25 protein-coding genes are annotated in these 22366 nt (G+C 57.5%); 20 read left to right on the forward strand and 5 right to left on the reverse strand.

The annotated features are described in order from the left end of the window. The first annotated feature begins 201 nt into the window (after window positions 1–201). The 11 genes from nuoH to D1823_RS02190 are packed head-to-tail and all read left to right on the forward strand — an operon-like array spanning window position 202 to window position 11473. Window positions 202–1239 (forward strand): NADH-quinone oxidoreductase subunit NuoH, encoded by a 1038-nt coding sequence (nuoH, locus tag D1823_RS02140; protein WP_117868407.1) that lies wholly within the window; start codon window positions 202–204, stop codon window positions 1237–1239. A gap of 1 nt (window position 1240) precedes the next feature. Then, the gene (gene nuoI / locus D1823_RS02145) at window positions 1241–1735 is read left to right on the forward strand and encodes an NADH-quinone oxidoreductase subunit NuoI (protein WP_117868408.1); all 495 of its coding nucleotides are present in this window, start codon (window positions 1241–1243) and stop codon (window positions 1733–1735) included. After that, the gene (locus D1823_RS02150) at window positions 1732–2142 is read left to right on the forward strand and encodes a carboxymuconolactone decarboxylase family protein (protein WP_117868409.1); all 411 of its coding nucleotides are present in this window, start codon (window positions 1732–1734) and stop codon (window positions 2140–2142) included. The genes nuoI and D1823_RS02150 overlap by 4 nt, the downstream gene beginning before the upstream one ends. Beyond that, entirely contained in the window at window positions 2139–2741 is a 603-nt protein-coding gene (locus D1823_RS02155; RefSeq protein ID WP_085821135.1) for an NADH-quinone oxidoreductase subunit J, read from the forward strand. The genes D1823_RS02150 and D1823_RS02155 overlap by 4 nt, the downstream gene beginning before the upstream one ends. 4 nt (window positions 2742–2745) lie before the next feature. After that, entirely contained in the window at window positions 2746–3051 is a 306-nt protein-coding gene (nuoK, locus tag D1823_RS02160; protein WP_005984024.1) for an NADH-quinone oxidoreductase subunit NuoK, read from the forward strand. Window positions 3052–3058: 7 nt separating this feature from the next. Then, complete coding sequence (nuoL, locus tag D1823_RS02165; RefSeq protein ID WP_117868410.1) at window positions 3059–5212, forward strand: NADH-quinone oxidoreductase subunit L; 2154 nt, start codon at window positions 3059–3061, stop codon at window positions 5210–5212. After that, entirely contained in the window at window positions 5212–6756 is a 1545-nt protein-coding gene (locus D1823_RS02170) for an NADH-quinone oxidoreductase subunit M (protein ID WP_117868411.1), read from the forward strand. The genes nuoL and D1823_RS02170 overlap by 1 nt, the downstream gene beginning before the upstream one ends. Before the next feature lie 15 nt (window positions 6757–6771). After that, window positions 6772–8214 carry an NADH-quinone oxidoreductase subunit NuoN gene (nuoN, locus tag D1823_RS02175; RefSeq protein ID WP_117868412.1) on the forward strand — a complete coding sequence of 481 codons (1443 nt, stop codon included), beginning with the start codon at window positions 6772–6774 and terminating at the stop codon, window positions 8212–8214. Window positions 8215–8268: 54 nt separating this feature from the next. Beyond that, window positions 8269–9018, forward strand: coding sequence for a biotin--[acetyl-CoA-carboxylase] ligase (locus D1823_RS02180; protein WP_117868413.1), 750 nt, complete (start codon window positions 8269–8271; stop codon window positions 9016–9018). An 11-nt stretch (window positions 9019–9029) separates the two neighbouring features. Continuing rightward, window positions 9030–9809: a type III pantothenate kinase gene (locus D1823_RS02185; RefSeq protein WP_117868414.1), complete on the forward strand. Its 780-nt coding sequence runs from the start codon at window positions 9030–9032 to the stop codon at window positions 9807–9809. Next, window positions 9806–11473, forward strand: coding sequence for a ribonuclease J (locus D1823_RS02190; RefSeq protein ID WP_117868415.1), 1668 nt, complete (start codon window positions 9806–9808; stop codon window positions 11471–11473). The genes D1823_RS02185 and D1823_RS02190 overlap by 4 nt, the downstream gene beginning before the upstream one ends. Window positions 11474–11483: 10 nt before the next feature. On the opposite strand, the gene D1823_RS02195 is transcribed toward D1823_RS02190, so the two are convergent. Both D1823_RS02195 and D1823_RS02200 read right to left on the reverse strand, forming a co-directional pair. Next, window positions 11484–12185 (reverse strand): NUDIX hydrolase, encoded by a 702-nt coding sequence (locus tag D1823_RS02195; protein ID WP_117872634.1) that lies wholly within the window; start codon window positions 12183–12185, stop codon window positions 11484–11486. A 25-nt stretch (window positions 12186–12210) separates the two neighbouring features. Further along, window positions 12211–12609, reverse strand: a complete 399-nt coding sequence (locus D1823_RS02200; protein ID WP_117868416.1) for a DUF983 domain-containing protein — start codon at window positions 12607–12609, stop codon at window positions 12211–12213. Between the two features lie 220 nt (window positions 12610–12829). On the opposite strand from D1823_RS02200, the gene D1823_RS02205 reads away from it, so the two are divergent. From D1823_RS02205 to D1823_RS02220, 4 genes are read left to right on the forward strand one after another with little or no spacing between them, the layout of a single operon-like run. Further along, window positions 12830–13300 carry an EF-hand domain-containing protein gene (locus D1823_RS02205; protein WP_117868417.1) on the forward strand — a complete coding sequence of 157 codons (471 nt, stop codon included), beginning with the start codon at window positions 12830–12832 and terminating at the stop codon, window positions 13298–13300. Between the two features lie 6 nt (window positions 13301–13306). Continuing rightward, on the forward strand, window positions 13307–13924 hold the full coding sequence (locus tag D1823_RS02210) for an RNA polymerase sigma factor (protein WP_117868418.1): 618 nt from the start codon (window positions 13307–13309) through the stop codon (window positions 13922–13924). Further along, on the forward strand, window positions 13914–14267 hold the full coding sequence (locus tag D1823_RS02215; protein ID WP_117872636.1) for a hypothetical protein: 354 nt from the start codon (window positions 13914–13916) through the stop codon (window positions 14265–14267). Before D1823_RS02210 ends, D1823_RS02215 begins: the two co-directional genes overlap by 11 nt. Beyond that, the gene (locus tag D1823_RS02220) at window positions 14264–14737 is read left to right on the forward strand and encodes a periplasmic heavy metal sensor (RefSeq protein WP_117868419.1); all 474 of its coding nucleotides are present in this window, start codon (window positions 14264–14266) and stop codon (window positions 14735–14737) included. Before D1823_RS02215 ends, D1823_RS02220 begins: the two co-directional genes overlap by 4 nt. A 5-nt stretch (window positions 14738–14742) precedes the next feature. On the opposite strand, the gene D1823_RS02225 is transcribed toward D1823_RS02220, so the two are convergent. Continuing rightward, on the reverse strand, window positions 14743–16143 hold the full coding sequence (locus D1823_RS02225; protein WP_117868420.1) for a diguanylate cyclase: 1401 nt from the start codon (window positions 16141–16143) through the stop codon (window positions 14743–14745). A gap of 88 nt (window positions 16144–16231) precedes the next feature. Between D1823_RS02225 and D1823_RS02230 the strand changes: the two genes are divergently transcribed. From D1823_RS02230 to D1823_RS02250, 5 genes are all read left to right on the forward strand, one after another. Further along, window positions 16232–16516 carry a DUF3572 domain-containing protein gene (locus tag D1823_RS02230; protein WP_117868421.1) on the forward strand — a complete coding sequence of 95 codons (285 nt, stop codon included), beginning with the start codon at window positions 16232–16234 and terminating at the stop codon, window positions 16514–16516. A gap of 25 nt (window positions 16517–16541) precedes the next feature. Continuing rightward, on the forward strand, window positions 16542–17234 hold the full coding sequence (locus D1823_RS02235) for an HAD family hydrolase (protein ID WP_117868422.1): 693 nt from the start codon (window positions 16542–16544) through the stop codon (window positions 17232–17234). Window positions 17235–17352: 118 nt separating this feature from the next. After that, the gene (locus D1823_RS02240; RefSeq protein ID WP_117868423.1) at window positions 17353–18912 is read left to right on the forward strand and encodes a trimethylamine methyltransferase family protein; all 1560 of its coding nucleotides are present in this window, start codon (window positions 17353–17355) and stop codon (window positions 18910–18912) included. 118 nt (window positions 18913–19030) lie between these two features. After that, entirely contained in the window at window positions 19031–19618 is a 588-nt protein-coding gene (locus D1823_RS02245) for a heme NO-binding domain-containing protein (protein WP_117868424.1), read from the forward strand. Then, window positions 19615–20607, forward strand: coding sequence for a diguanylate cyclase domain-containing protein (locus D1823_RS02250; RefSeq protein WP_117868425.1), 993 nt, complete (start codon window positions 19615–19617; stop codon window positions 20605–20607). The genes D1823_RS02245 and D1823_RS02250 overlap by 4 nt, the downstream gene beginning before the upstream one ends. Before the next feature lie 38 nt (window positions 20608–20645). Here the strand turns inward: D1823_RS02250 and D1823_RS02255 are convergent, their stop codons facing one another. Continuing rightward, a complete protein-coding gene (locus tag D1823_RS02255; protein ID WP_117868426.1) occupies window positions 20646–21344 on the reverse strand; it encodes a CbiX/SirB N-terminal domain-containing protein in 699 nt (232 codons plus the stop codon). A 61-nt stretch (window positions 21345–21405) separates the two neighbouring features. Beyond that, the gene (locus D1823_RS02260; protein WP_117868427.1) at window positions 21406–22338 is read right to left on the reverse strand and encodes an AEC family transporter; all 933 of its coding nucleotides are present in this window, start codon (window positions 22336–22338) and stop codon (window positions 21406–21408) included. Between the last annotated feature and the right edge of the window lie 28 nt (window positions 22339–22366).

Below are 22366 nucleotides of genomic sequence, written 5' to 3' on the forward strand. Positions count from 1 at the left end.
ACTCCTGTTTCATATCGCAACCAGATGTGGCAGCCGGGTGGCAGATGGCCGCGCCTGAATTGCGTGTGAATTTGAAGATTAAGGGTGGCGCAAAGACGGCAGATGCTGTTTACACCAACGCGCCGACCCAGCCGCAAAATGCGCAGGCATCTGGCCTTTGCATCACACGCGGAAAACGGAATACCCACGGTGTGAGGACCAATGGCTGAATTCTTTAACACCCCAGGCGGAATAGCCATCATCATTCTGGCGCAAGTGCTTGCCGTTGTGGCCTTTGTGATGATTTCACTGTTGTTCCTTGTTTACGGAGACCGCAAGATATGGGCCGCTGTCCAGATGCGCCGTGGCCCCAACGTGGTTGGCGTCTACGGCCTGCTGCAATCGGTGGCGGATGCCCTGAAATACGTGGTAAAAGAGGTCGTGATCCCCGCGGGCGCCGACCGGACTGTCTTTATCCTCGCGCCGCTGACATCCTTCGTTCTGGCGATGATCGCCTGGGCGGTGATCCCGTTCAACGATGGCTGGGTTCTGTCGGATATCAACGTCGCCATACTCTATGTCTTTGCCGTGTCTTCGCTCGAGGTTTATGGCGTGATCATGGGCGGTTGGGCGTCGAACTCAAAGTACCCGTTCCTCGGGTCGCTGCGCTCGGCTGCGCAGATGATTTCCTACGAGGTTTCGATCGGCCTGATCATCATCGGCGTGATCATCTCAACCGGGTCTATGAATTTCGGTGACATTGTACGTGCACAAGATGGCTCGTTCGGGTTCTTCAGCTGGTACTGGCTACCGCATTTCCCAATGGTGTTCCTGTTCTTCATCTCGGCCTTGGCTGAAACCAACCGTCCACCGTTTGACCTGCCCGAGGCGGAATCAGAACTGGTCGCCGGTTACCAGGTCGAATATTCGGCCACGCCTTTCCTGCTGTTCATGGCCGGGGAATACATCGCAATCTTCCTGATGTGCGCGCTGACCTCGCTGCTGTTCTTCGGCGGCTGGCTGTCGCCGATCCCGGGCTTGCCTGATGGCGTGCTGTGGATGGTTGCCAAGATGGCGTTCTTCTTCTTCATCTTCGCAATGGTCAAGGCGATCACACCCCGCTATCGCTATGACCAGTTGATGCGACTGGGCTGGAAAGTCTTCCTGCCATTCTCGCTGGTCTGGGTGGTGTTCGTGGCCTTCGCGGCGAAATTCGACTGGTTCTGGGGCGCGTTTGCCCGTTGGAGCGTAGGAGGCTGATATGACCCAAATCGACTACACCCGCGCCGCCAAGTACTTTTTGCTGCAAGACTTCTGGGTCGGCTTCAAACTGGGGCTGAAGTATTTCTTCGCCCCCAAGGCCACTATCAACTATCCCCATGAAAAGGGCCCTCTGTCGCCGCGTTTTCGGGGCGAGCACGCCCTGCGCCGTTACCCGAATGGCGAGGAACGCTGCATCGCCTGCAAACTGTGCGAGGCGATCTGCCCGGCGCAGGCCATCACCATCGACGCCGAACCGCGCGAAGATGGCAGCCGCCGCACCACGCGCTATGACATCGACATGACCAAATGCATCTATTGCGGTTTCTGCCAGGAGGCCTGCCCGGTCGATGCCATCGTCGAAGGCCCCAACTTTGAATTCGCGACGGAAACCCGGGAAGAGCTGTTCTACGACAAGGAAAAGCTGCTGGATAACGGTGAACGCTGGGAAGCCGAGATTGCCCGCAATCTGGAAATGGACGCGCCGTACAGATGAGTGACACGCCGACAAATCCGTTCGAGCTGATGATGAAGCAGGCTCAGGACATGGCCAAGGCGATGAACCCGGCGATGGAGAATTTCTCGCCCAAGGGGTTCGAGGCGCTGTGGCCGACCATGCCCAAAGAGGTCATGGAGATGATGTTCGGCAATACCGTTAACAAGGACGGGCTGGACGCCAAGACCCGCCTGCTTCTGACGCTAGCCGGGCTGACTTGCCAGGGCGCACAGGCGGATGCGGCAGTGCGCCAGACCGTGCGCCATGCATTGGAAGCGGGTGCAAAGAAACAAGAGATCGTGGAAACGATCGGTCAGATGTCGGTCTTTGCCGGCATCCCGGCCATGAGCCGCGCGCTGGAACTGGCGCAAGAGGTCATGGGCGATAACGAGGATGAGGATCAATGACCGTCTTTGCCTTCTATCTGTTTGCCATCAGCGCCATCACCGGCGGGCTGTTCACGGTGATCAGCCGCCAGCCGGTGCACTCGGTGCTGTGGCTGATCCTGTCCTTCCTGTCTTCGGCAGGGTTGTTCGTGCTGCTGGGGGCCGAGTTCGTGGCGATGCTGCTGATCATCGTCTATGTCGGCGCGGTCGCGGTGCTGTTCCTGTTTGTGGTGATGATGCTGGACGTGGACTTTGCCGAGCTGAAGGCCGAGATGGCGCGCTATATGCCGCTGGCCTTGCTGATTGGTCTGGTTATCCTGATGCAGTTCGTCATGGCCTTTGGGGCATGGGACAGCGCGCAGGGCGCGGCGGCCAATCTGGCCCAGCCGGTGCCAGTGGATCGCCACAATACCGAGGCGCTTGGCGTCATCCTTTATGATCAATACTTCCTTCTGTTCCAATTGGCGGGCCTGATCCTGCTGGTGGCTATGATCGGCGCGATTGTTTTGACACTGCGCCACCGCAAGGACATCAAGCGTCAAGACATCATCGGCCAGATGATGCGCGACCCGGCCAAGGCGATGGAGCTGAAAGACGTGAAACCGGGGCAGGGACTTTGAGACCATGATCGGACTTGAACACTATCTTACGGTCGCGGCGACGCTGTTCGTCATCGGCATCTTCGGTCTCTTCCTGAACCGCAAGAACGTCATCATCCTGCTGATGAGCATCGAACTGATGCTGCTGGCGGTGAATATCAACCTCGTGGCGTTTTCCAGCTTCCTCGGTGATCTGGTCGGGCAGGTATTCACCCTGTTCGTGCTGACCGTTGCGGCGGCCGAGGCAGCGATTGGTCTGGCCATTCTGGTCTGCTTCTTCCGCAACCGTGGCACCATCGCGGTTGAAGACGTCAATATGATGAAGGGCTAAGAGAACTATGGAAACCACCATCCTCTTTGCCCCGCTGGTGGGCGCGCTGCTCTGCGGGTTCGGCTGGAAGTTCATTGGCGAGAAAGCTGCCATGTGGACGGCAACGGGCCTGCTGTTTCTGGCCTGTTTGCTGTCGTGGATCGTGTTCTTGACCTTCGACGGGGTAACCCAGCAGATCGAGATCATGCGCTGGATCGAAAGCGGCTCGCTGTCGACAAGCTGGGCCATTCGTCTGGACCGGCTGACCGCGATCATGCTGATCGTTGTGACGACCGTTTCGGCGCTGGTGCACCTCTATTCCTTTGGCTACATGGATCACGACCCGCAGTGGCGCGAAGGCGAAAGCTATAAGCCGCGTTTCTTTGCCTATCTGTCCTTCTTCACCTTTGCGATGCTGATGCTGGTAACAGCGGACAACCTTGTTCAGATGTTCTTTGGCTGGGAAGGCGTGGGCGTCGCGTCCTACTTGTTGATCGGCTTCTATTACCGCAAACCGTCGGCCAATGCGGCGGCGATGAAAGCGTTCATCGTGAACCGAGTGGGTGACTTTGGCTTCGCTCTGGGCATTTTTGCGCTGTTCTTCTTGACCGACAGCATCAATTTCTCGGATATCTTTGCGTCAGCCCCCGCGCTAGCAGAGGAAAAACTGCACTTCCTGTGGGGCGAATGGACCGCCATCGAAGTGATCTGCGTCCTGCTGTTCATCGGTGCGATGGGTAAGTCGGCACAGCTGATCCTGCACACCTGGTTGCCGGATGCGATGGAAGGCCCGACGCCCGTGTCGGCCCTGATCCACGCCGCCACAATGGTAACTGCTGGCGTGTTCCTCGTCTGCCGCATGTCGCCGCTGATGGAGTTCGCACCGGGCGCGACCGGGTTCATCACCTTCCTTGGGGCCTCGACAGCGTTCTTTGCGGCAACCGTGGGTCTGGTTCAGACCGATATCAAACGCGTCATCGCCTATTCGACCTGTTCTCAGCTGGGGTACATGTTCGTTGCCGCCGGTGTCGGCATGTATTCAGCCGCGATGTTCCATCTGCTGACCCATGCTTTCTTCAAAGCGCTGTTGTTCCTCGGCGCGGGGTCGGTGATCCACGCCATGCATCACGAGCAGGAAATGACCGAGTATGGCGGGTTGCGGAAGAAAATCCCGTACACGTTCTGGGCGATGATGATCGGTACGTTGGCCATCACGGGTGTCGGCATTCCGCTTACCACGATCGGTTTTGCCGGGTTCCTGTCGAAAGACGCGATTATCGAAAGCGCGTATGCTGGCGGCACTGGCTATGCCTTCTGGATGCTGGTGATCGCGGCGATGTTCACCTCGTTCTACAGCTGGCGTCTGATCTTCCTGACCTTCTACGGCAAACCGCGTGGGGACAAGCACACCCACGACCACGCACATGAAAGCCCGATGACCATGCTGGTGCCTTTGGGCGTGTTGTCACTGGGTGCGGTGTTTGCCGGGATGATCTGGTACGGCAATTTCTTCGGCCATGCGGACAAGGTCGGCAAATTCTACGGTATTCCGGTGGCAGAAGCGTCAGAACATGCTGAGGCCGGTGATCATGCTGCGGCGGATGCTTCACACGATGAAGACAGCCATGCCGATGAAAGCCACGCAGACGACGGCCATACCGACAATGCAGAACATGGCGAGAAAGACGCGCATGGCGGTGACCACCACTATGTGTTCGCGGGCAAACCGGGTGAGGGTGCGCTTTATATGGCGCCGGACAACCATGTTCTGGACGAAGCGCACGCAGCTCCGAATTGGGTCAAGGTATCACCGTTTGTCGCCATGTTGCTGGGCTTTGTCGTGGCCTACTGGTTCTACATCGTGAACACATCTCTGCCGGCGCGTCTGGCTGCAAATCAACGTCCGCTTTACCTGTTCCTGCTGAACAAGTGGTATTTCGACGAAATCTATGACGCTGTCTTCGTCAAACCCACTTTGGCGCTTGGCCGCTTCCTTTGGAAACGCGGTGACGGCAACACAATCGATGGCTTCCTGAACGGAGTAGCTATGGGCGTTGTTCCCTTCTTCACCCGCCTCGCCGGCAAGGCGCAGACCGGGTACATCTTTACCTATGCCTTCTGGATGGTGCTGGGCATCGCGGCCCTTGTGACCTGGATGACGATCGGCGGAGGGGCCCAGTAATGGACTATATCCTTTCGATCGTCACGTTTATCCCCGCCATTGCAGCAGGCATTCTGGCCTTGTTCCTGCAGGGTGACGATGCGGCCGCACAGCGGAACGCCAAGTGGATTGCTTTGCTGGCGACCACGGTGACCTTCCTGGTTTCCATCGGCATCTATACCGGCTTTGACTCGTCGAATCCCGGCTTCCAGATGGTGGAAGAGGGTGAGTGGCTGATGGGCCTCAAGTACAAGATGGGCGTTGATGGCATCAGTGTTCTGTTCGTCCTGCTGACCACCTTCATCATGCCGCTGACCATTCTGGCCAGCTGGAACGTGACGGATCGCGTCAAGGAATATATGGTTGCCTTCCTGCTGCTAGAGACCCTGATGCTGGGCGTCTTCATGGCGCTTGATCTGGTGCTGTTCTATCTGTTCTTCGAAGCGGGCCTGATCCCGATGTTCCTGATCATCGGTATCTGGGGTGGCAAAGACCGGATCTACGCCAGCTTCAAGTTCTTCCTTTACACCTTCCTTGGCTCGGTTCTGATGCTGGTGGCCATGGTCGCGATGTATGCCGATGCGGGCACTACGGACATTGCCGCGCTGATGACGCACCAGTTCTCGTCCGAGGGCTTCAGTGTGCTGGGTATCTATGTTGTCGGCGGCATGCAGACTCTGATGTTCCTGGCATTCTTTGCCTCGTTCGCGGTGAAAATGCCGATGTGGCCGGTGCACACCTGGCTACCGGATGCCCACGTTCAGGCGCCCACGGCGGGATCGGTCGTACTGGCCGCGATCCTTTTGAAAATGGGCGGCTATGGTTTCCTGCGGTTCAGCCTGCCGATGTTCCCGGTGGGTTCAGCAGTGATGACCGATCTGGTGCTGTGGATGTCAGCGATTGCCGTGGTCTATACCTCGCTTGTGGCGTTGGTGCAGGAGGATATGAAAAAGCTGATCGCGTATTCCTCGGTCGCGCATATGGGCTTTGTGACCATGGGTATTTTCGCGGCGAACCAGCAGGGCATCGATGGCGCGATCTTTCAGATGCTCAGTCACGGGTTCATTTCGGCCGCGCTCTTCCTGTGTGTCGGCGTGATCTATGACCGGATGCACACCCGCGACATCGAGGCTTATGGCGGTCTGGTCATCCGGATGCCCGCATACGCGCTGGTCTTCATGCTGTTCACCATGGCCAATGTGGGACTGCCGGGTACATCCGGGTTCATCGGCGAGTTCCTGACCCTGATGGGCGCATTCCAGGTCAACACCTGGGTAGCGGCAGTGGCCGCGACCGGTGTGATCTTCTCGGCTGGGTATGCACTGTGGCTGTACCGTCGCGTGGTCTTTGGCGATCTGATCAAGGAAAGCCTGAAGGCGATGACTGACATGAGCGCCCGAGAGCGGCTGATCTTCGCCCCGCTGATCGTGATGACCATCCTGCTGGGTGTCTACCCGTCGCTGGTGACCGATGTGATCGGGCACTCCACAGCGGCGCTGATTTCGAACTATGACACGGCTCTGGCCGCGGCCGAGGCTGCGACCCAGACAGCCGCTTCGCATTAAGGGAGCTTTGGAGAAATGATCCAGGCTGATCTGACAATTATCCTGCCGGAAATCGTTCTGGCGCTTTATGCGATGGCGGCGCTGCTGGGGGCTGTCTACACGACAAAGGACGGGTTGGCGCCTCTGCTTGTCTGGACCACGGCAGGTCTTATGGCCCTTCTGGCAATCTGGATTGCAACTCAGGGTGAGGGTACAAACGTCGCCTTCAACGGCATGTTCGTCGATGACGGCTTTGCCCGTTTTGCCAAGGTGGCCATCCTGCTGTCGGCGGGAGCCGTTCTGGTCATGAGCCAGGAATACATGGCACGCCGTGATCTGCTGCGATTTGAATACCCGTTGCTGGTGGCACTGGCCGCCGTGGGTATGATGATGATGGTCAGCGCAGGCGATCTGATGTCCTTGTATATGGGCCTCGAGCTGCAATCGCTGTCTCTCTATGTCGTGGCGGCACTGCGTCGTGACAGTGCGAAATCGACCGAGGCAGGTCTGAAGTATTTCGTGCTGGGGGCGCTGAGCTCGGGTCTGCTGCTCTATGGTGCGTCGCTGGTCTATGGCTTCACCGGTACTACGTTGTTCTCGGGCATCATCCAGACAGTTCACCATGGCGATGTTTCGCTTGGTCTGCTGTTTGGCCTGATCTTCCTGATCTCGGGTCTGGCCTTCAAGGTCTCGGCCGTTCCGTTTCATATGTGGACACCGGACGTTTATGAAGGTTCGCCTACGCCGATCACGGCCTTCTTTGCCACGGCGCCCAAGGTTGCGGCGATGGCGTTGTTCGCGCGCCTGTTGCATGACGCGTTCGGCGGCATTGTCAAAGACTGGCAGCAAGTGATTGTCCTGCTATCTGTCCTGTCGATGTTGCTGGGTGCCGTGGCAGCTATTGGACAGCGCGATATCAAGCGTCTGATGGCGTTTTCGTCCATCGCCCATATGGGCTATGCGCTGATTGGTCTGGCCGCCGGTACCGAGCTGGGTATCAAGGCGATGCTGATGTATCTTGCCATCTACGTGACCATGAATATCGGCACCTTCGCCTTCATTCTGATGATGGAACGTGACGGCAAACCCATCACCGATATCGACGCGCTGCGCCAGTATTCAAAACGTGATCCGGGCAAGGCACTGGCTGTTCTGATCCTGATGTTCAGCCTCGCAGGTGTGCCTCCGATGCTTGGTTTCTTCGCGAAGTTCGGTGTCTGGCAGGCCGGTGTCAGTGCTGGTTTAACCGGGCTTGTGATCGTCTCAGCCATCGCTTCGGTTATCGGTGCCTTCTATTACCTGCGGATCGTGTTCTACATGTATTTCGGGGCCGAGAACGAAGAGCCAATCGAAACCCGGTCGACCCCTGTTCTGTGGGTGGCATTGATGGGGTCTGCAGCCCTGATGCTGATCGGTATCTTCTATCAGTTCGGCGTCGAGGGCGCGGCAGCAGCCGCGGCGGCCACGCTTGTCAACTGAACGTTTTGCACAACCGGAAAGAGGGGCTCGGTCGCGCGACCGAGCCTTTTTGATATGACCAAGTGGCCCCAAGGTTATGGCCTGCACGAAGTGCAGGAAGTCGACAGTACGCTGAATGAAGCGGCGCGGATTGCTCCGAATGCCCGTGGCCCCGTCTGGATCATGGCGCATCATCAGACGGCAGCGCGTGGGCGGCGCGGACGAAACTGGGCCAACCCGATGGGCAATCTGGCAGCGACCTTGCTGATGCGCCCTCAGGGCGCGCCGGATCAGGCGGCCTTGCGCAGTTTCGTGGCTGCGCTAGCCCTGTTTGACGCTTGCGTGGCTGTTACAGGGCGGGCAGCAGGTCTGTCTCTGAAATGGCCCAATGATGTCTTGCTCAATGGTGGCAAGCTCGCCGGTATTCTGCTGGAAAGCACGGGGCAGGGGCGTGGTGTAGCGCATTTGTCCATCGGCATCGGCGTGAATCTGGCAACTGCCCCTGACCCCGACGCTGTGGAACCCGGCGCGCTCCGCCCCGTTTCACTGTTGTCGGAAACCGGTGCGCATGTCTCGCCCGAGGACTTTTTGACTGAACTGGCCGCGGCCTACGCCAACTACGAAACCCAATTCGTTACCTACGGGTTCGAGCCGATCCGCACTGCCTGGCTGACCCGGGCGGCCCGTTTGGGCGAGGTTATCACCGCTCGTACCGGAACGTCAGAAACGGTTGGGACCTTCGAAACGGTGGACGCAAGCGGTAACCTTGTCTTAAACACCGCCAAGGGCCGCGTGAGCATTCCTGCGGCGGATGTCTTTTTCTGAGAGGGGCGCAGATGCTTCTGGCCATCGATTGCGGCAATACCAATACCGTTTTCTCGATCTGGGACGGTGAGGAATTCCTGTGCACCCTGCGCACCTCGACCCACCACGCGCGCACTGCAGACGCGTATTTCACCTGGTACTCGACGCTGGTGAAGCATTACGGGATCGAAGCGGACATCACCGACGTGATCATCGCCTCGACCGTGCCGCGTGTGGTGTTCAACCTGCGCATCTTCGCCGATCGTTTTTTTGGCTGCCGACCATTGGTCGTGGGTAAACCCGATTGCCTGTTGCCTGTTCCGCCTCGTGTGGATGAAGGGACAGTGCCCGGTCCGGATCGACTGGCCAATGCTGTTGGCGCTTTTGATCGTCATGGCGGCAATGTAGTTGTCGTGGACTTCGGTACTGCAACGAATTTCGACGTTGTCGCTGCCGATGGTGCCTATGTGGGTGGTATAATCGCCCCAGGTGTAAACCTGAGCCTTGAGGCCTTGCACCAGGGCGCGGCAGCACTGCCGCATATCGATATCACCCGACCGGACAAGGTGATCGGAACGAATACGGTTGGTTGTATCCAGTCGGGCGTGTATTGGGGATATTCCGGTCTGATCGAGGGACTGATCGCCCGGATTAAGGATGAGTACGGAATGCCGATGAAAGTCGTTGGAACCGGAGGGCTGGCCCCCTTGTTCGATCAGGCCGACGTGGGGTTCGACGCAATCGAAGATGATCTGACGATGCACGGGCTGACCGTGATCCATCGCTACAACAAGGATAATGGCTCCATATGAGCAGTGAAAGATTGATCTACCTGCCGCTGGGTGGCGCAGGCGAAATTGGCATGAACGCCTATGTTTATGGCTATGGTGAACCGGGGAAGGAGCGCCTGATCCTTGTGGATCTGGGGGTGACATTTCCTGATATGGATACAACGCCGGGCGTTGACCTTATCTATGCCGATATCTCATGGCTGAAAGAGCGTGCCGACCGGTTGGACGGTGTTTTCATCACGCACGCCCATGAAGACCATGTCGGCGCCGTGGCCCATTGTTATGAAGCCTTGGGTGCACCGGTCTATGCGCGGGCCTTCACGGCCAATATTGCGCGACGCAAGATGGAAGAAAACGCGCACCCGACCGAGGCGGTTACGACCGTTTCCGCCTGGCCTGAACAGGTTTCCGTCGGGCCGTTCACGGTTGGCTTCCTTCCGGTTTCGCACTCGATTCCCGAAAGTGCCGCACTGGTCATCGATACACCCGCGGGGCGTGTTGTGCATTCGGGCGACTTCAAGCTCGATGCGGCCCCAGTCGTGGGCGAGGCTTTTGATCCTGACCTGTGGGCCGAGGTCGCCAAGCCCGGCGTCAAGGCGCTGGTCTGTGACAGTACGAATGTGTTTTCGACCCATCCGGGACGTTCAGAATCCGAAGTTGGCCCCGAGATCGTCAAGCTGGTCGAAGGCGCGGAAGGCATGGTCGTGGCAACCACCTTTGCCTCAAACGTCGCGCGGGTCAAAACGCTGGCCGAAGCGGGTGCACAGGCCGGGCGTTCAGTCGTTCTGTTGGGTCGCGCAATGCGCCGGATGATCGAAGCCGCGACCGAAACGGGTATTCTTGCGGATTTCCCAAAGGTGATCAGCGCCGAGGAAGCTCTGGATCTTCCGCGTCAGAACCTGATGCTGATCGTGACCGGCAGCCAGGGGGAACGACGGGCCGCAAGCGCCCAACTGGCCCGTGGCAAGTACCGTGGTCTGGAACTGGCCGAGGGCGATCTGTTCCTGTTTTCCTCGAAGACCATTCCCGGGAACGAGCGGGGCGTGATCTTCATCATGAACCAGCTCAGCGAGAAGGGCGTGGATGTCGTCGACGACAGTTCAGGCCTCTATCATGTCTCAGGCCATGCCAACCGGCCAGATCTTGAGAAAGTGCACGCACTGACCGACCCGCAAATTGTTATCCCGATGCATGGTGAGCACCGCCATTTGCGCGAGCACGTCAAGCTGGCAGAGCAGGGCGGTAGAACCGGAGTGCTGGCAGTGAATGGCACCATGCTGGACCTCTGCGGCAATGAACCGGTGGTCGTCGACTATGTCGAAACCGGTCGTACATATCTGGACGGTACAGTGAAAATCGGTGCCCTTGATGGTGTGGTGCGGGATCGCATCCGTATGGCTCTGAACGGCCATGTTACGGTGACGGTTGTTCTGGACGAAGAAGACGAACCGCTGGGTGAGCCATGGTGCGATACCATGGGCCTGCCCGAAACCGGAACCTCGCGCGCTGCTTTGATCGAAGTGTTGGAAGAAGACTTGAACCAGTTCCTGATGCGGGCCGCTGCCAAGACCCTGCGCGACGACGACAAGCTGGAAGACGAAATGCGCCGCATCGTGCGGCAGACAGCCAAAGCCGAGATTGGCAAAAAGCCCGAAGTGACGGTGGTGATCAGCCGGATGCGGTGAAACCGATCCGTCAGTCGTGGGTTGGCATCGGATAGCCCCTGAGACGCAGGAACAGGTTGGCTTCTTCGTTGTTTTTGTAGAATGGAACCGACGATGGCGGCTCGGGGGACGTAACCCGGGCCGCGATTTCAGCCAGAACAACCTCGGTGATAAACGGCAGATCCAGATCCCGTGCCCGATCCAGTGGCACCCATTGCAGGTGTGACAGTTCATCCGAGGCGTGACTGAAATCATCCACATCACCTTGCAGAGCTTCGGCGTCGACCAGAAAGAACCGCGCATCGAACCGGCGGGGACGACCCGGTGGAGTTACCGCGCGAAAGACGAACTGAAGTGCCGCCGCAGTTGGCAGGTAACCCAATGCGGCAAAGCTCTGCCAATCGGCAGTAACATGCCCGGGCCAGGCACCCGGCTGGCCGAGAACAAGGCCAGTTTCTTCCCAAAGCTCGCGTATGGCGGCAGCGGCGAGGGCGTGTTGAACCTGTGGCTTAGCCTGTTCGCCCAAACGTTCAAAACACAAATCCGGCAAGTCCGTTGCCAAGGGAACATCCGCGTCAGCCGGATCAACCGCGCCACCGGGAAATACGAACTTATTCGGCATGAAGGCCGCCTTGGAGCCACGCTGACCCATAAGGATCGTTGGGTTTTCCCATCTGTCCCGCAGTACGATAACAGTCGCTGCGTCCCGGATGGCGGATTTGTCAGGTGTCATGTCCAAACTGATCAACTGGTTCGGTTCACGCGGATTTTTCAAAGCCATGCATGTGACGCGCCCACTGATATGCCACCACGGCACCTTTCAGGCGCGGCAATAGGAACAGGGACAGGGCAACGCAAGCGATGGAGAAGCCAATGGCCATTGTCCACGGATCGGGCCGCCAATGAACATAGGACACGTGCAGAGCCGGCGCCAGCAAATGGCCCACCAGCAGGATTGTCAGGTAGGCAGGCCCGTCATCAGCGCGATGATGAAACAGTTCCTGCCCGCAGTTCGAGCAGGAATCATTGACCTTGAGATAGCTGTGCAGCAGCTTTCCTTCCCCACAGTTGGGGCATTTGCAGCGAAACCCTTTGATCAGGGCGGGCCATGTTTCACGCTCATCTTCGGTGGTCGTCTCGATCGTCTGATCCGTCATAATATAACTCGCGCATTAATCTTTGCCGGATAATGGGCCTGATCGTGCGGATTTAAAAGGGGGGTGCGTCGCTTTGCAACGCCTGCCCGGCACGTCGACTCGGGGTGATTCCGGACCTTTCAAAAAAACATACCGGGTTCAGCGACGGAAATCCCGGCACAGCCCGTTTGAATGGGTATGAGCGGCGGCACTCGGGCCGCGTCAACAAAAGGAAACGGAAATGAAAAACGTTACATTCATCTCGGCCATTGTTATGTCAGCGGTTGCGATTACCGGTACTTCTGTTCTGGCCGCTGGCCCGGGTGGCCGTGAGCCGGTATCCTTTCAGGAACTGGACGCCAATGGCGATGGCCAGGTGACGCAACAGGAGATGGAGGCGCATCGCGCTGCGCGTTTCACAGAGGCAGACACCAATGGTGATGGACAGCTGAACCAGGAAGAAATGCAGGCCGCTGCCCAAAAGAAAGCAAGCGATCGGGTTGCCAGGATGTTCGAAAACAACGACACGAACAAAGATGGCTTCCTGAGTCAGGATGAGTTGCCGAAACCGCGCCGGGCTGACAAGATGTTTGATCGGATGGATGCGGACAACAGTGGCGGAATCTCGGAACAGGAATTTGCCGATGCCAAAGACCGGATGGGACGGCACCAAAAGAAAAAGCATCACAAGTCGAACGCAAGCGATAACTGATGCAGGATGGAGGACCTGACCTCCCACCAACAAGACGCTCGCGGTGCGGATTGCGCCGCGAGCACACTCAGCGACGATGCGTTGCTGAGGCAATTTGCCGACGGCGAGGCGGGGGCTGCGCGGATCCTGACCGATCGTTTGGGACCACGCTGTTACTCGGTTGCATTGCGCATGTTGGGTAATCGGGCCGAGGCGGAAGACGTGACGCAGGATGCGATGATGCGATTATGGCAGATGGCGCCGGATTGGGTGTCGGGTCAGGCCAAGGTTTCGACCTGGCTGTATCGGGTGACGTTGAACCTGTGTGTGGACATAAGGCGCAAGAAGACACCCGACAGGTTGTCGGACGTTCCCGAACCAGAAGACGGCAAAGCCAGCGTGGTTGAACGTATGCAGGATGAGGCGCGCAAGGATGCCTTGCAGTCGGCTTTGGCCGAGTTGCCCGAACGGCAGCGACAAGCGGTCGTGCTGCGCCATATTGAAGAGCTGCCCAACCCCGAAATTGCCGGGATCATGGGCATTTCGGTAGAAGCAGTTGAAAGCCTGACCGCAAGAGGCAAGCGAAGCCTGACCGCAATTTTGGCCGGACGACGAGAAGAACTGGGGTATGAAAATGGCGGATGAAGACCTGCAACTGGATCATTTGTTTGCACAGGCACAGCGGCAGCGACCGGTACTTCCGGACGATCTTGCTGTGCGAATCCAGACAGATGCTGAAACTGTTCGCCTCAGTTGCCTTGCGCCTGCGCCGCGCCCGAAACCTTCGATATGGAACAGGTTGATAAGCAATGTAGGAGGATGGCAGGGCCTTGGCGGGCTTGTCGCCGCAAGTGCTGCGGGTGTCTGGATCGGGTTTTCCGCGCCAACCTTTCTGCCTGATCCGGCCAATCTGCTGACGTCGGAAGAGACACCCTTCCTGGTGGCGGACCTTGGATTTGACTCGAGTTTTCTGGAGAGCACGGAATGAATGCTGATCCCAAGCCCAAACGCAGGTGGATGCCTGTCTTCCTGGTCGTGTCACTGGCGCTGAACCTGCTGATTGCGGGTGTCGCTGTTGGAACAGTGCTGCGCCTCAAGGGTGGGGACCATGCCAAAGCGCCGCCTGGCTTTGGTCCGGCTTTGTACCGCGCCCTGCCCAAGGACGATCGAAAGGCGATGCGAGCCGAATTGTCGGGCTTGTACAAAACAGGGTCCAAGGGTCGCACTCAGGATTTTGAAGTGCTGAGTCAGGCGTTGCGCGCAAAGCCCTTTGACCCGGTCGCAGTCCAGGTTCTGTTGAAACAGCAAGCGCAGGCCACCGCCAATTTGCAACAAGCCCTGCAAGCGCAATGGCTGGCGCGCGTGACGGCCATGAGTGACGATGAACGGCAGGCCTATGCAGACCGATTGCAGGAGGTTGTCCGACGGGGGCCGCACGGGCACAAGAAAAGAGATTGAACAGATCAGGCGGCGCTTTGCCTGATACTCACCTGATTACGTCCTGCTTTCTTCGCGGCATAAAGTGCTTTGTCTGCGGACTTTATCAGGTTTTCCACGTTCTCGGCTGCACAGTCTTGCCGGGTGAAACAGGGCTGAGACAACTTCAACCCGATACTGACCGTTACTTCAACTTGTGCCCCCTGATCGGGCAACAGGAACGGGGCCTGGCAGATGCTGTCACAAATGGTTTCGGCCAGGTTCAACGCCTGTTTGAGCGACACATCCGGCACACCGATCATGAACTCTTCACCCCCGATGCGAGCGACAAAGCCGCGGGACCCCAAGGCATTTTGCATACGTTCCGCCGCTTGCGTCAAAACGTAATCGCCGCTTGCATGGCCATGTCCATCATTGATTGCCTTGAAGTGATCCAGATCGGCCAGCATGATCGCAAAGCTGCGCCCCGTTCTGGCGGATTGGCGCGCGATCTGATCCAGTGCTCGCATGGCGTAGCGGCGATTGTGCAACCCGGTCAACGGGTCGATCCAGGATTCCGCGATGCCTCTTTTGAGAGAGACCCGCATTTGATCCAGCCGCGCTTTGCGGGCAATCTGGTTTTCCAGCCGCAGCAGAATCTCCTGAGTGCAGAACCCGCCGAGGCAGACGGCATCGGCCCCTCGGTCCAGAGCTTCCGAAGCCTGTCCGGCGTCTTCGTCTTTCAGCACCCCGATCAACACTGTATGCCGAGTAACAGCACGTGATCTCAGGTCGGCAAGGATATTTTGGCCGGACGGGTTCGACCCCAGCTCAACCACGATCGCATCAGGAACAGCCCCGGACAATACACCCCGCAGGTTTGACTGAAGATGCCAGTTCAGATCAAATTGACGTTGATCATCCAGGGCCTTTTGCCAAAGCGCGCCGGTTCGGGCCGTGTGGGTCAGAATATCAACCCGCGCCGCTTTGGACGGTCTGATGATCGTTGGGGCTGGTTCTGCGAAGCCAATTGGTTGCGATCCGTTGCTGGCCTGCAGGTCCTGGGTGACTGCACGCGCACGCAATAGGCTGCGAATGCGCGCCAACAGCAAGGTGTCTTTGAACGGGTGTGTCAACACATCGTCCAGTCCATCCTTAAGTGCCCGCAAACGGGCGTCCCGGTCATTTTGCGCGGCAAGCGCCACGACCGGGACGTCATCAAGGCCGGGCTCCTTCACAATCGCCCTCTTCACATCCGCAGCCGTTCCGTCCGGCAACGTCTGGGCCGTCAGAACCAGATCAGGTTGCGTACGGCGCACGAGTGCGGGCAACCCTTCAAGCTTTTCACCCTGCACTACGTGATACCAGGCCGCTGTCAGCTGTACCTTCAGCATAATGCGATTGGTTGATACCCCGTCGAGGACAAGGATGGTTCCCTGCACAGACATAGTTGTTCACCGTTGATTGCATGCGTGAACAAAGTGTTTATGAGTCTGGTTAACAAACCCTTTCCAAGACCGAATCTGACCCAAGTTTATGCCGATATCCTCCGATTCCGCCGAAACTCTTGCGTTGACTGCCCTGGCCTGGCTGGTCAGCAATGACGAGCTTTTGCCTGTTTTTCTGGGCTCCACAGGTGCATCGATCGAGGATGCACGCGATCGGGCAAGCGATCCCGAGTTTCTGGCGTCGGTTCTTGATTTTCTGGTGCTTGACGATTCGTGGGTCATGGCGTTTTGTGACGCCAATTCACTCGCCTATGATCTTCCCGCCCAGGCAAGGGCGGTATTGTCCGGCGGCGCTGAGGTACACTGGACATAACCATATTTTTCCGCAGGAGCACCGGATGCCGATAGATGCGATCATCTTTGACAAAGATGGCACGCTGTTTGATTTTGCAAATACGTGGGGAGGGTTCGGACGCTCCATGCTGTTGCGCCTGTCCAACGGGGACGAAGATCGCGCGACCGATCTTGGCCGTATCATAGGATATGATTTCGCCCAAGAGAAATATACCGAAGGCAGCATTGTCATCGCTGCTACGGTCGAAGAAATCGCAGGGGTTCTGATTGCCCATGTCGATGGCGTGACCTTGCAGGAGATCATCGATTTGATGAACTCCGAGGCCGCCACGGCCCCGCAGGTGCCCGCCGTTCCATTGGTTCCTTTCCTGGAAGGTCTGCAAAATGCCGGAATAAAGCTGGGCGTTGCGACGAATGACAGTGAACATCCCGCTTTGCAGCATCTCGAATCTGTCGGGATAAGGGGGCATTTCGATTTCGTCGCCGGGTATGACAGTGGTCACGGGTTCAAGCCGGGACCGGGCCAGTTGCTGGCGTTTGCCGCGCATATCGGGGTCGAGCCATCTCGTATCGCGATGGTCGGCGACAGCCTTCATGACTTGCAGGCCGGGCGTGCGGCGGGGATGACCACGATCGGTGTTTTGACTGGTTTGGCCGAGGCCGATGCATTGGCACCGATGGCGGATGTGATTTTGCCGGATATCGGACATATTCCCGAATGGTTGGCCAAAATTTGATTTTCAAATCCGGGATTCGGCAAAACGGAATGAAAAACCGACATATTCTGTCGCAGACGGAGCGGCCATAGGCGTCTCTTCGGGTCTTGCTTGACGAAAGCAAGAACAGGAGGCACCGATGGCCGACACCAAGACACGCAAGCGCCGCGGAGGAGGGCGTGCAGGGGCGGCTGCGCGCAGGGGCAGTGCAGCGATTGACCAGATGCCCTGGGACCCGCCGGTCAGTATCGATCGACCCACAGAACCTTTGGATCAGGCCGGAATCGAAGCGATCCATGAAGGGGCGATGCGCATCCTCGAAGAGATCGGGATCGAGTTTTACAACGAAGAGGCAATAGGCATCCTGCGCGAAGCCGGTTGCACCATCGACGGCGACAATGTCCGTATGGGCCGCGACTTTGTCATGGAGATGCTTGCCAAGGCTCCCAGCCAGTTTTCAATCACCCCTCGCAATCTGGATCGCAAGATCGAAATTGGCGGGAAGAACATCCTGTTCGGCAACGTCTCTTCCCCGCCGAACTACTGGGACATGGAGATCGGGAAAAAAGTGCCGGGCAATCGCGAGATGTGCCGGAATCTTCTGAAGCTGACACAGTACTTCAACTGTATCCATTTCGCCGGCGGATACCCGGTCGAGCCGGTCGATATCCACGCCAGCGTCCGCCATCTGGACGTGCTGTACGACAAGCTGACCCTGACTGACAAGGCGATGCACGCCTATTCGCTGGGCAAGGAACGTGTCGAAGATGTCATGGAAATGGTGCGCATTGCAGGCGGTTTGAGCCACGAAGAGTTCGAAGCCGCGCCGCGCATGTACACCAATATCAACTCAACCTCGCCGCTGAAACACGATCACCCGATGATAGACGGATGCTTGCGCCTGGCGCGGCGGGGACAAGCGATTGTAGTCACACCCTTTACGCTGGCCGGGGCCATGGCACCTGTAACTATGGCAGGCGCAGTGGCGCAGTCCCTGGCCGAGGCGCTATGTGCTATTGCGCTGTTCCAATATGTGCGTCCAGGTATCCCTTGTGTGATCGGTACCTTCACGTCGAACGTGGATATGAAATCCGGTGCGCCCGCCTTTGGAACGCCGGAATACATGCGTTCGACCCAGATGACCGGCCAGATGGCGCGGTTCTATGGTTTGCCCATGCGGTCTTCGGGTGTTTGCGCGGCAAATGTGCCGGACGGGCAGTCGGTGTGGGAGACTTCGAATTCTCTTTGGGCAGCCGTGCAATCGGGCACCAATATGGTTTACCACGCAGCCGGTTGGCTTGAGGGCGGTCTGATCGCCAGCCCGGAAAAGTTCATCATGGACTGCGAAATCCTACAGCAAATTCAACGCTATATGAACCCCGAGTTGACCGCCACAGGGCCGGACGAGATTGCATTGGATGCGATCAGGTCGGTCGGTAATGACGGTCATTTCTTTGGTATTCAGCATACCCAGGATCGCTATACCACGGCGTTCTATCAACCCTTCCTGAGTGACTGGAAAAACTATGAAGGATGGGAGGCCGCTGGCGGTATCTGGACGGCAGAACGCGCGCATCACATGTTCAAGGAGATCATCTCAAGCTTTGAGCCCCCTCCGATGGATGAAGGTATTCGCGAGGAACTGGCCGCATTTGTCGAACGTCGCAAATCGGAAGGCGGCGCGCCCACTGATTTCTGACCGGACAGGTGATATCGAACTGATACTCGGTTGCATTCGCTACAACTCAGGGTGGATTTTGGCTATTTGTTAAGGTTTTTCGGGCCACAGTGCAAAGAACACCAATCTGGGGCATTTCATGCATGGTCTGATCAATCGGGCGATACAGTCCTTTGTCTGTGCGACCTACGGGCGATCCTGCTGGTTGCGCGTGACCGAAGCTGCAAGGCTGGAGTTTGTCGAGTTTGAAGCCATGCTCGTCTATGACGATGACATGACGTCCCAGGTAATGGAGGCGCTGAGTGCCGACCTTGATCGGCCGCAAGCCGAAGTTTTCGAGGACCTAGGGACGTATCTCGTGTCGCACCCGAATATGGAAGGATTGCGACGTCTTCTCAGGTTTGGCGGCGTCAGCTACGTGGAATTTCTTCATTCGCTCGACGATCTGGCGGATCGCGTGCGGCTGGCCGTGTCTGATTTGACCCTGCCAGCCGTGGAATTGAGAGAGCTGTCAGCCACGGAATTTCAGCTGAGTTGCTTCCGGGGCCTGCCGGGATATTCCAATGTCATGGTTGGGGTCCTGCGCGCAATGGCGGATGACTATGGTGCGCTGGTGATGCTGTCACACGAGGGGCAGCAGCAAGGTAGTGACGTCATTTCCATCATGTTGGTTGAAAGCGCTTTTGCTGAGGGGCGGCATTTTGATCTGGGGGCTCGGAACGGATGACAGATACCCAAGAACTGGCTGGTCTTCTGGAAACGCTTTGCCCGATGTTCCTGTTGGTGGACCAAAACGGGCATATTCAGCAAGCGGGTCCGACCTTGCAAAAGTTGCGACCTGAATTGCCGCTGGTGGGGCAGGGTTTTCTGGATGTGTTTGAACTGATCCGTCCCAGAACGATCACAACCGTTCCCGCCTTGATGTCAATGGCGGGGGCGAAGTTGCACCTGAGGTTTCATGATGAACCCCGCACAACCCTCAAAGGGTTGGTCGCTCCTTTGCCGCATTCCGGCGGCGCGGTCATCAATCTGTCATTTGGTATTTCAATATTGGATGCGGTGCGGGACTATGCGCTGACAAGTGCAGATTTCTCGGGCACGGATCTCGCGATTGAGCTGTTGTATCTGGTCGAAGCCAAATCCGCCGCGATGGAGGCATCCCGCTCTCTCAACCTTCGGCTACAGGGGGCGATGCTGGAAGCCGAAGAGCAGGCCTATACCGACACTTTGACCGGATTGAAGAACCGCAGAGCAATGGACCACTTGCTCGAGCATTTGGTTTCGGGAAATTCCACCTTCGCGTTAATGCATCTGGATTTGGACTTTTTCAAAGCCGTGAATGACAAGCTGGGTCATGCGGCTGGTGACTTCGTCTTAAAGGAGGCCGCCCGCATCATGCAGGAGGAGACACGAAACAATGATACTGTTGCCCGGGTTGGCGGGGATGAGTTTGTAATTGTTTTTAAAGACCTGACACGCGAAGATACCCTGTTCTCCATCGCAGGGCGTCTGATTTCAAGGTTGAACGAACCGATGTTGTTCCAGAATCAGCTCTGTACCATCTCGGTCAGTATTGGCACTGCCTTGTCCACGCAATTCAAAAGCCCCAACGCCGCCGACATTCTTCACGCAGCGGACTTGGCCCTTTATCAGGCCAAACGCGATGGCCGGTCTTGCCATCGCCTGTATTCAACGTTGAGCAAGGCGCAAACCTGAATTCGCCCAGAGAACAGGATGGGGATCGTATCGGGGCTTCAGGCAGATTCGAATGCCTCTGTCAGCTTTTTTGCGATCTGGGCCCGGATCGGAGGCGACTCTCCCACCACAGGCAGTAGGACGCCAGAGAACCCTGCACGATCCAGCTCTTGCGGTACATCTTCCTGAACATGTCCTCCGGTACAGGCAAAGAACGGAAGGCACAGCGCCTGATCTCCGGTACCGTTTGCCGCGTCAGAAATGGATGGTGGCTCTTCGACGAAACCGACGCAAACAGATTTGAAAGCAACCAAACCTCTAAGCTGTTCTGCAAACTGCAACGCTACGGTCGATGGGTTCCGACTGCGACCGGAACCATGCGCCGCAATGACCAGATCTGTGGACTGAGCGGCCCAGTGTTTGTCAGACAATTCCGTTCGCAGGGCCTCTGCGGTCAGGGCCGGCAGTTCTGGGTCGATTCCCAGCGGGTCTAAAATCTGCGTCGGATGATTCCCAAGCCGTTTGGGTAACGCGCTGGTGACAAACCACCCTTTTGCCATGAAAAGTGGGTAGATGACCGGGTTCTCTGGCACGCGTTCCAGCTTTGCCTCCAACGCGCCCGGTGCAGCCAGAGTGGCCGAATGGACAACCACATTCTCTGCCAGCGCGTTGACCTTGGCGGCGAATGTCGCAAGTGCAGCTTCGGCCGGTTCCGGGTCTGATGGTTGGCCATGAGCGACGATAATAGCATGTGACATTCGGATCTCCTGCTGTGTTGTGCGATAGGTGTTTCACGTCGACCTGAAGTCAACACCACAGTTAGCCCAGAAGTGTCAGCCATAGCCAGACAGTCAGAATAGACGAGGCTGTACCAATAAGTACGGCCGACGCTGCTACCCGTTTTGCGCGGCCGTACATATTGGCGAAGATATAGGCGTTGAAACCCGGAGCCATGGCGGCATTCAAAACGCCCGACCGAAACAGGTCCTGCGGCAGGCCCACGGATTTGCCGAACATCCACACCAGACTGGGGTGCAGCATCAACGAGATACAGCAAACAAATGCGATGGTGCGCAGGTCGCCTTCAGGCTTGTATTTGACCAGCACACCGCCCAAGGCAAACAACGCCCCGGGCAGGGCAGCGCGTGTGATCAACCCCAGTGCTTCGTCGACCACGGCAGGGATCGCCAGGCCAGACAGGTTGACCAGAAACCCAAGGGCGATACCAAGGATCAGTGCGTTCTTGAACATTGCAGACAATACAGACCGTGCCATACGCATGCCTCCATGACCGCGATTTCGCACGACCTCCATCACCGTGATCCCAACGCCGTAACAAAACGGAGAATGGAAGGCGATGATCGCATAGTTGCCAGTCAGGTTCTCGGGCCCATATGCGCGTTCGGTAATCGGCAAGCCCAAGAGGACAGAGTTCGAGAACAGGCAACAAAACCCTATGGCGACGCAATCTTCCCAATCGCGACCGAAAATTATGCGCGCGCCGAACAGACCTGCGGTGAAACATAAAGCAGCGGCGGAATAGAAGCTGGCCAAAAGCCGGGGATCGAAACTGGCGCTGAGGTCCAGATGCGCGATGGCCAGGAACAAAAGGCATGGAATCGCAAAGCCTTGGGTGAACTTCATCAGCCCATCGACATGCGTTTCTTTGAAGTATCCTGTGCGGGTTGCAGTATACCCGGCTCCGATTACAAGGAAAACCGGAAGAATGACATCGATCAGGCTTTGCAGCATATGACCCCCGTGCGACGGGCCTGCAGCG

It is taken from the genome of Ruegeria sp. AD91A (assembly GCF_003443535.1).
In the GTDB taxonomy this organism is placed as follows: domain Bacteria; phylum Pseudomonadota; class Alphaproteobacteria; order Rhodobacterales; family Rhodobacteraceae; genus Ruegeria.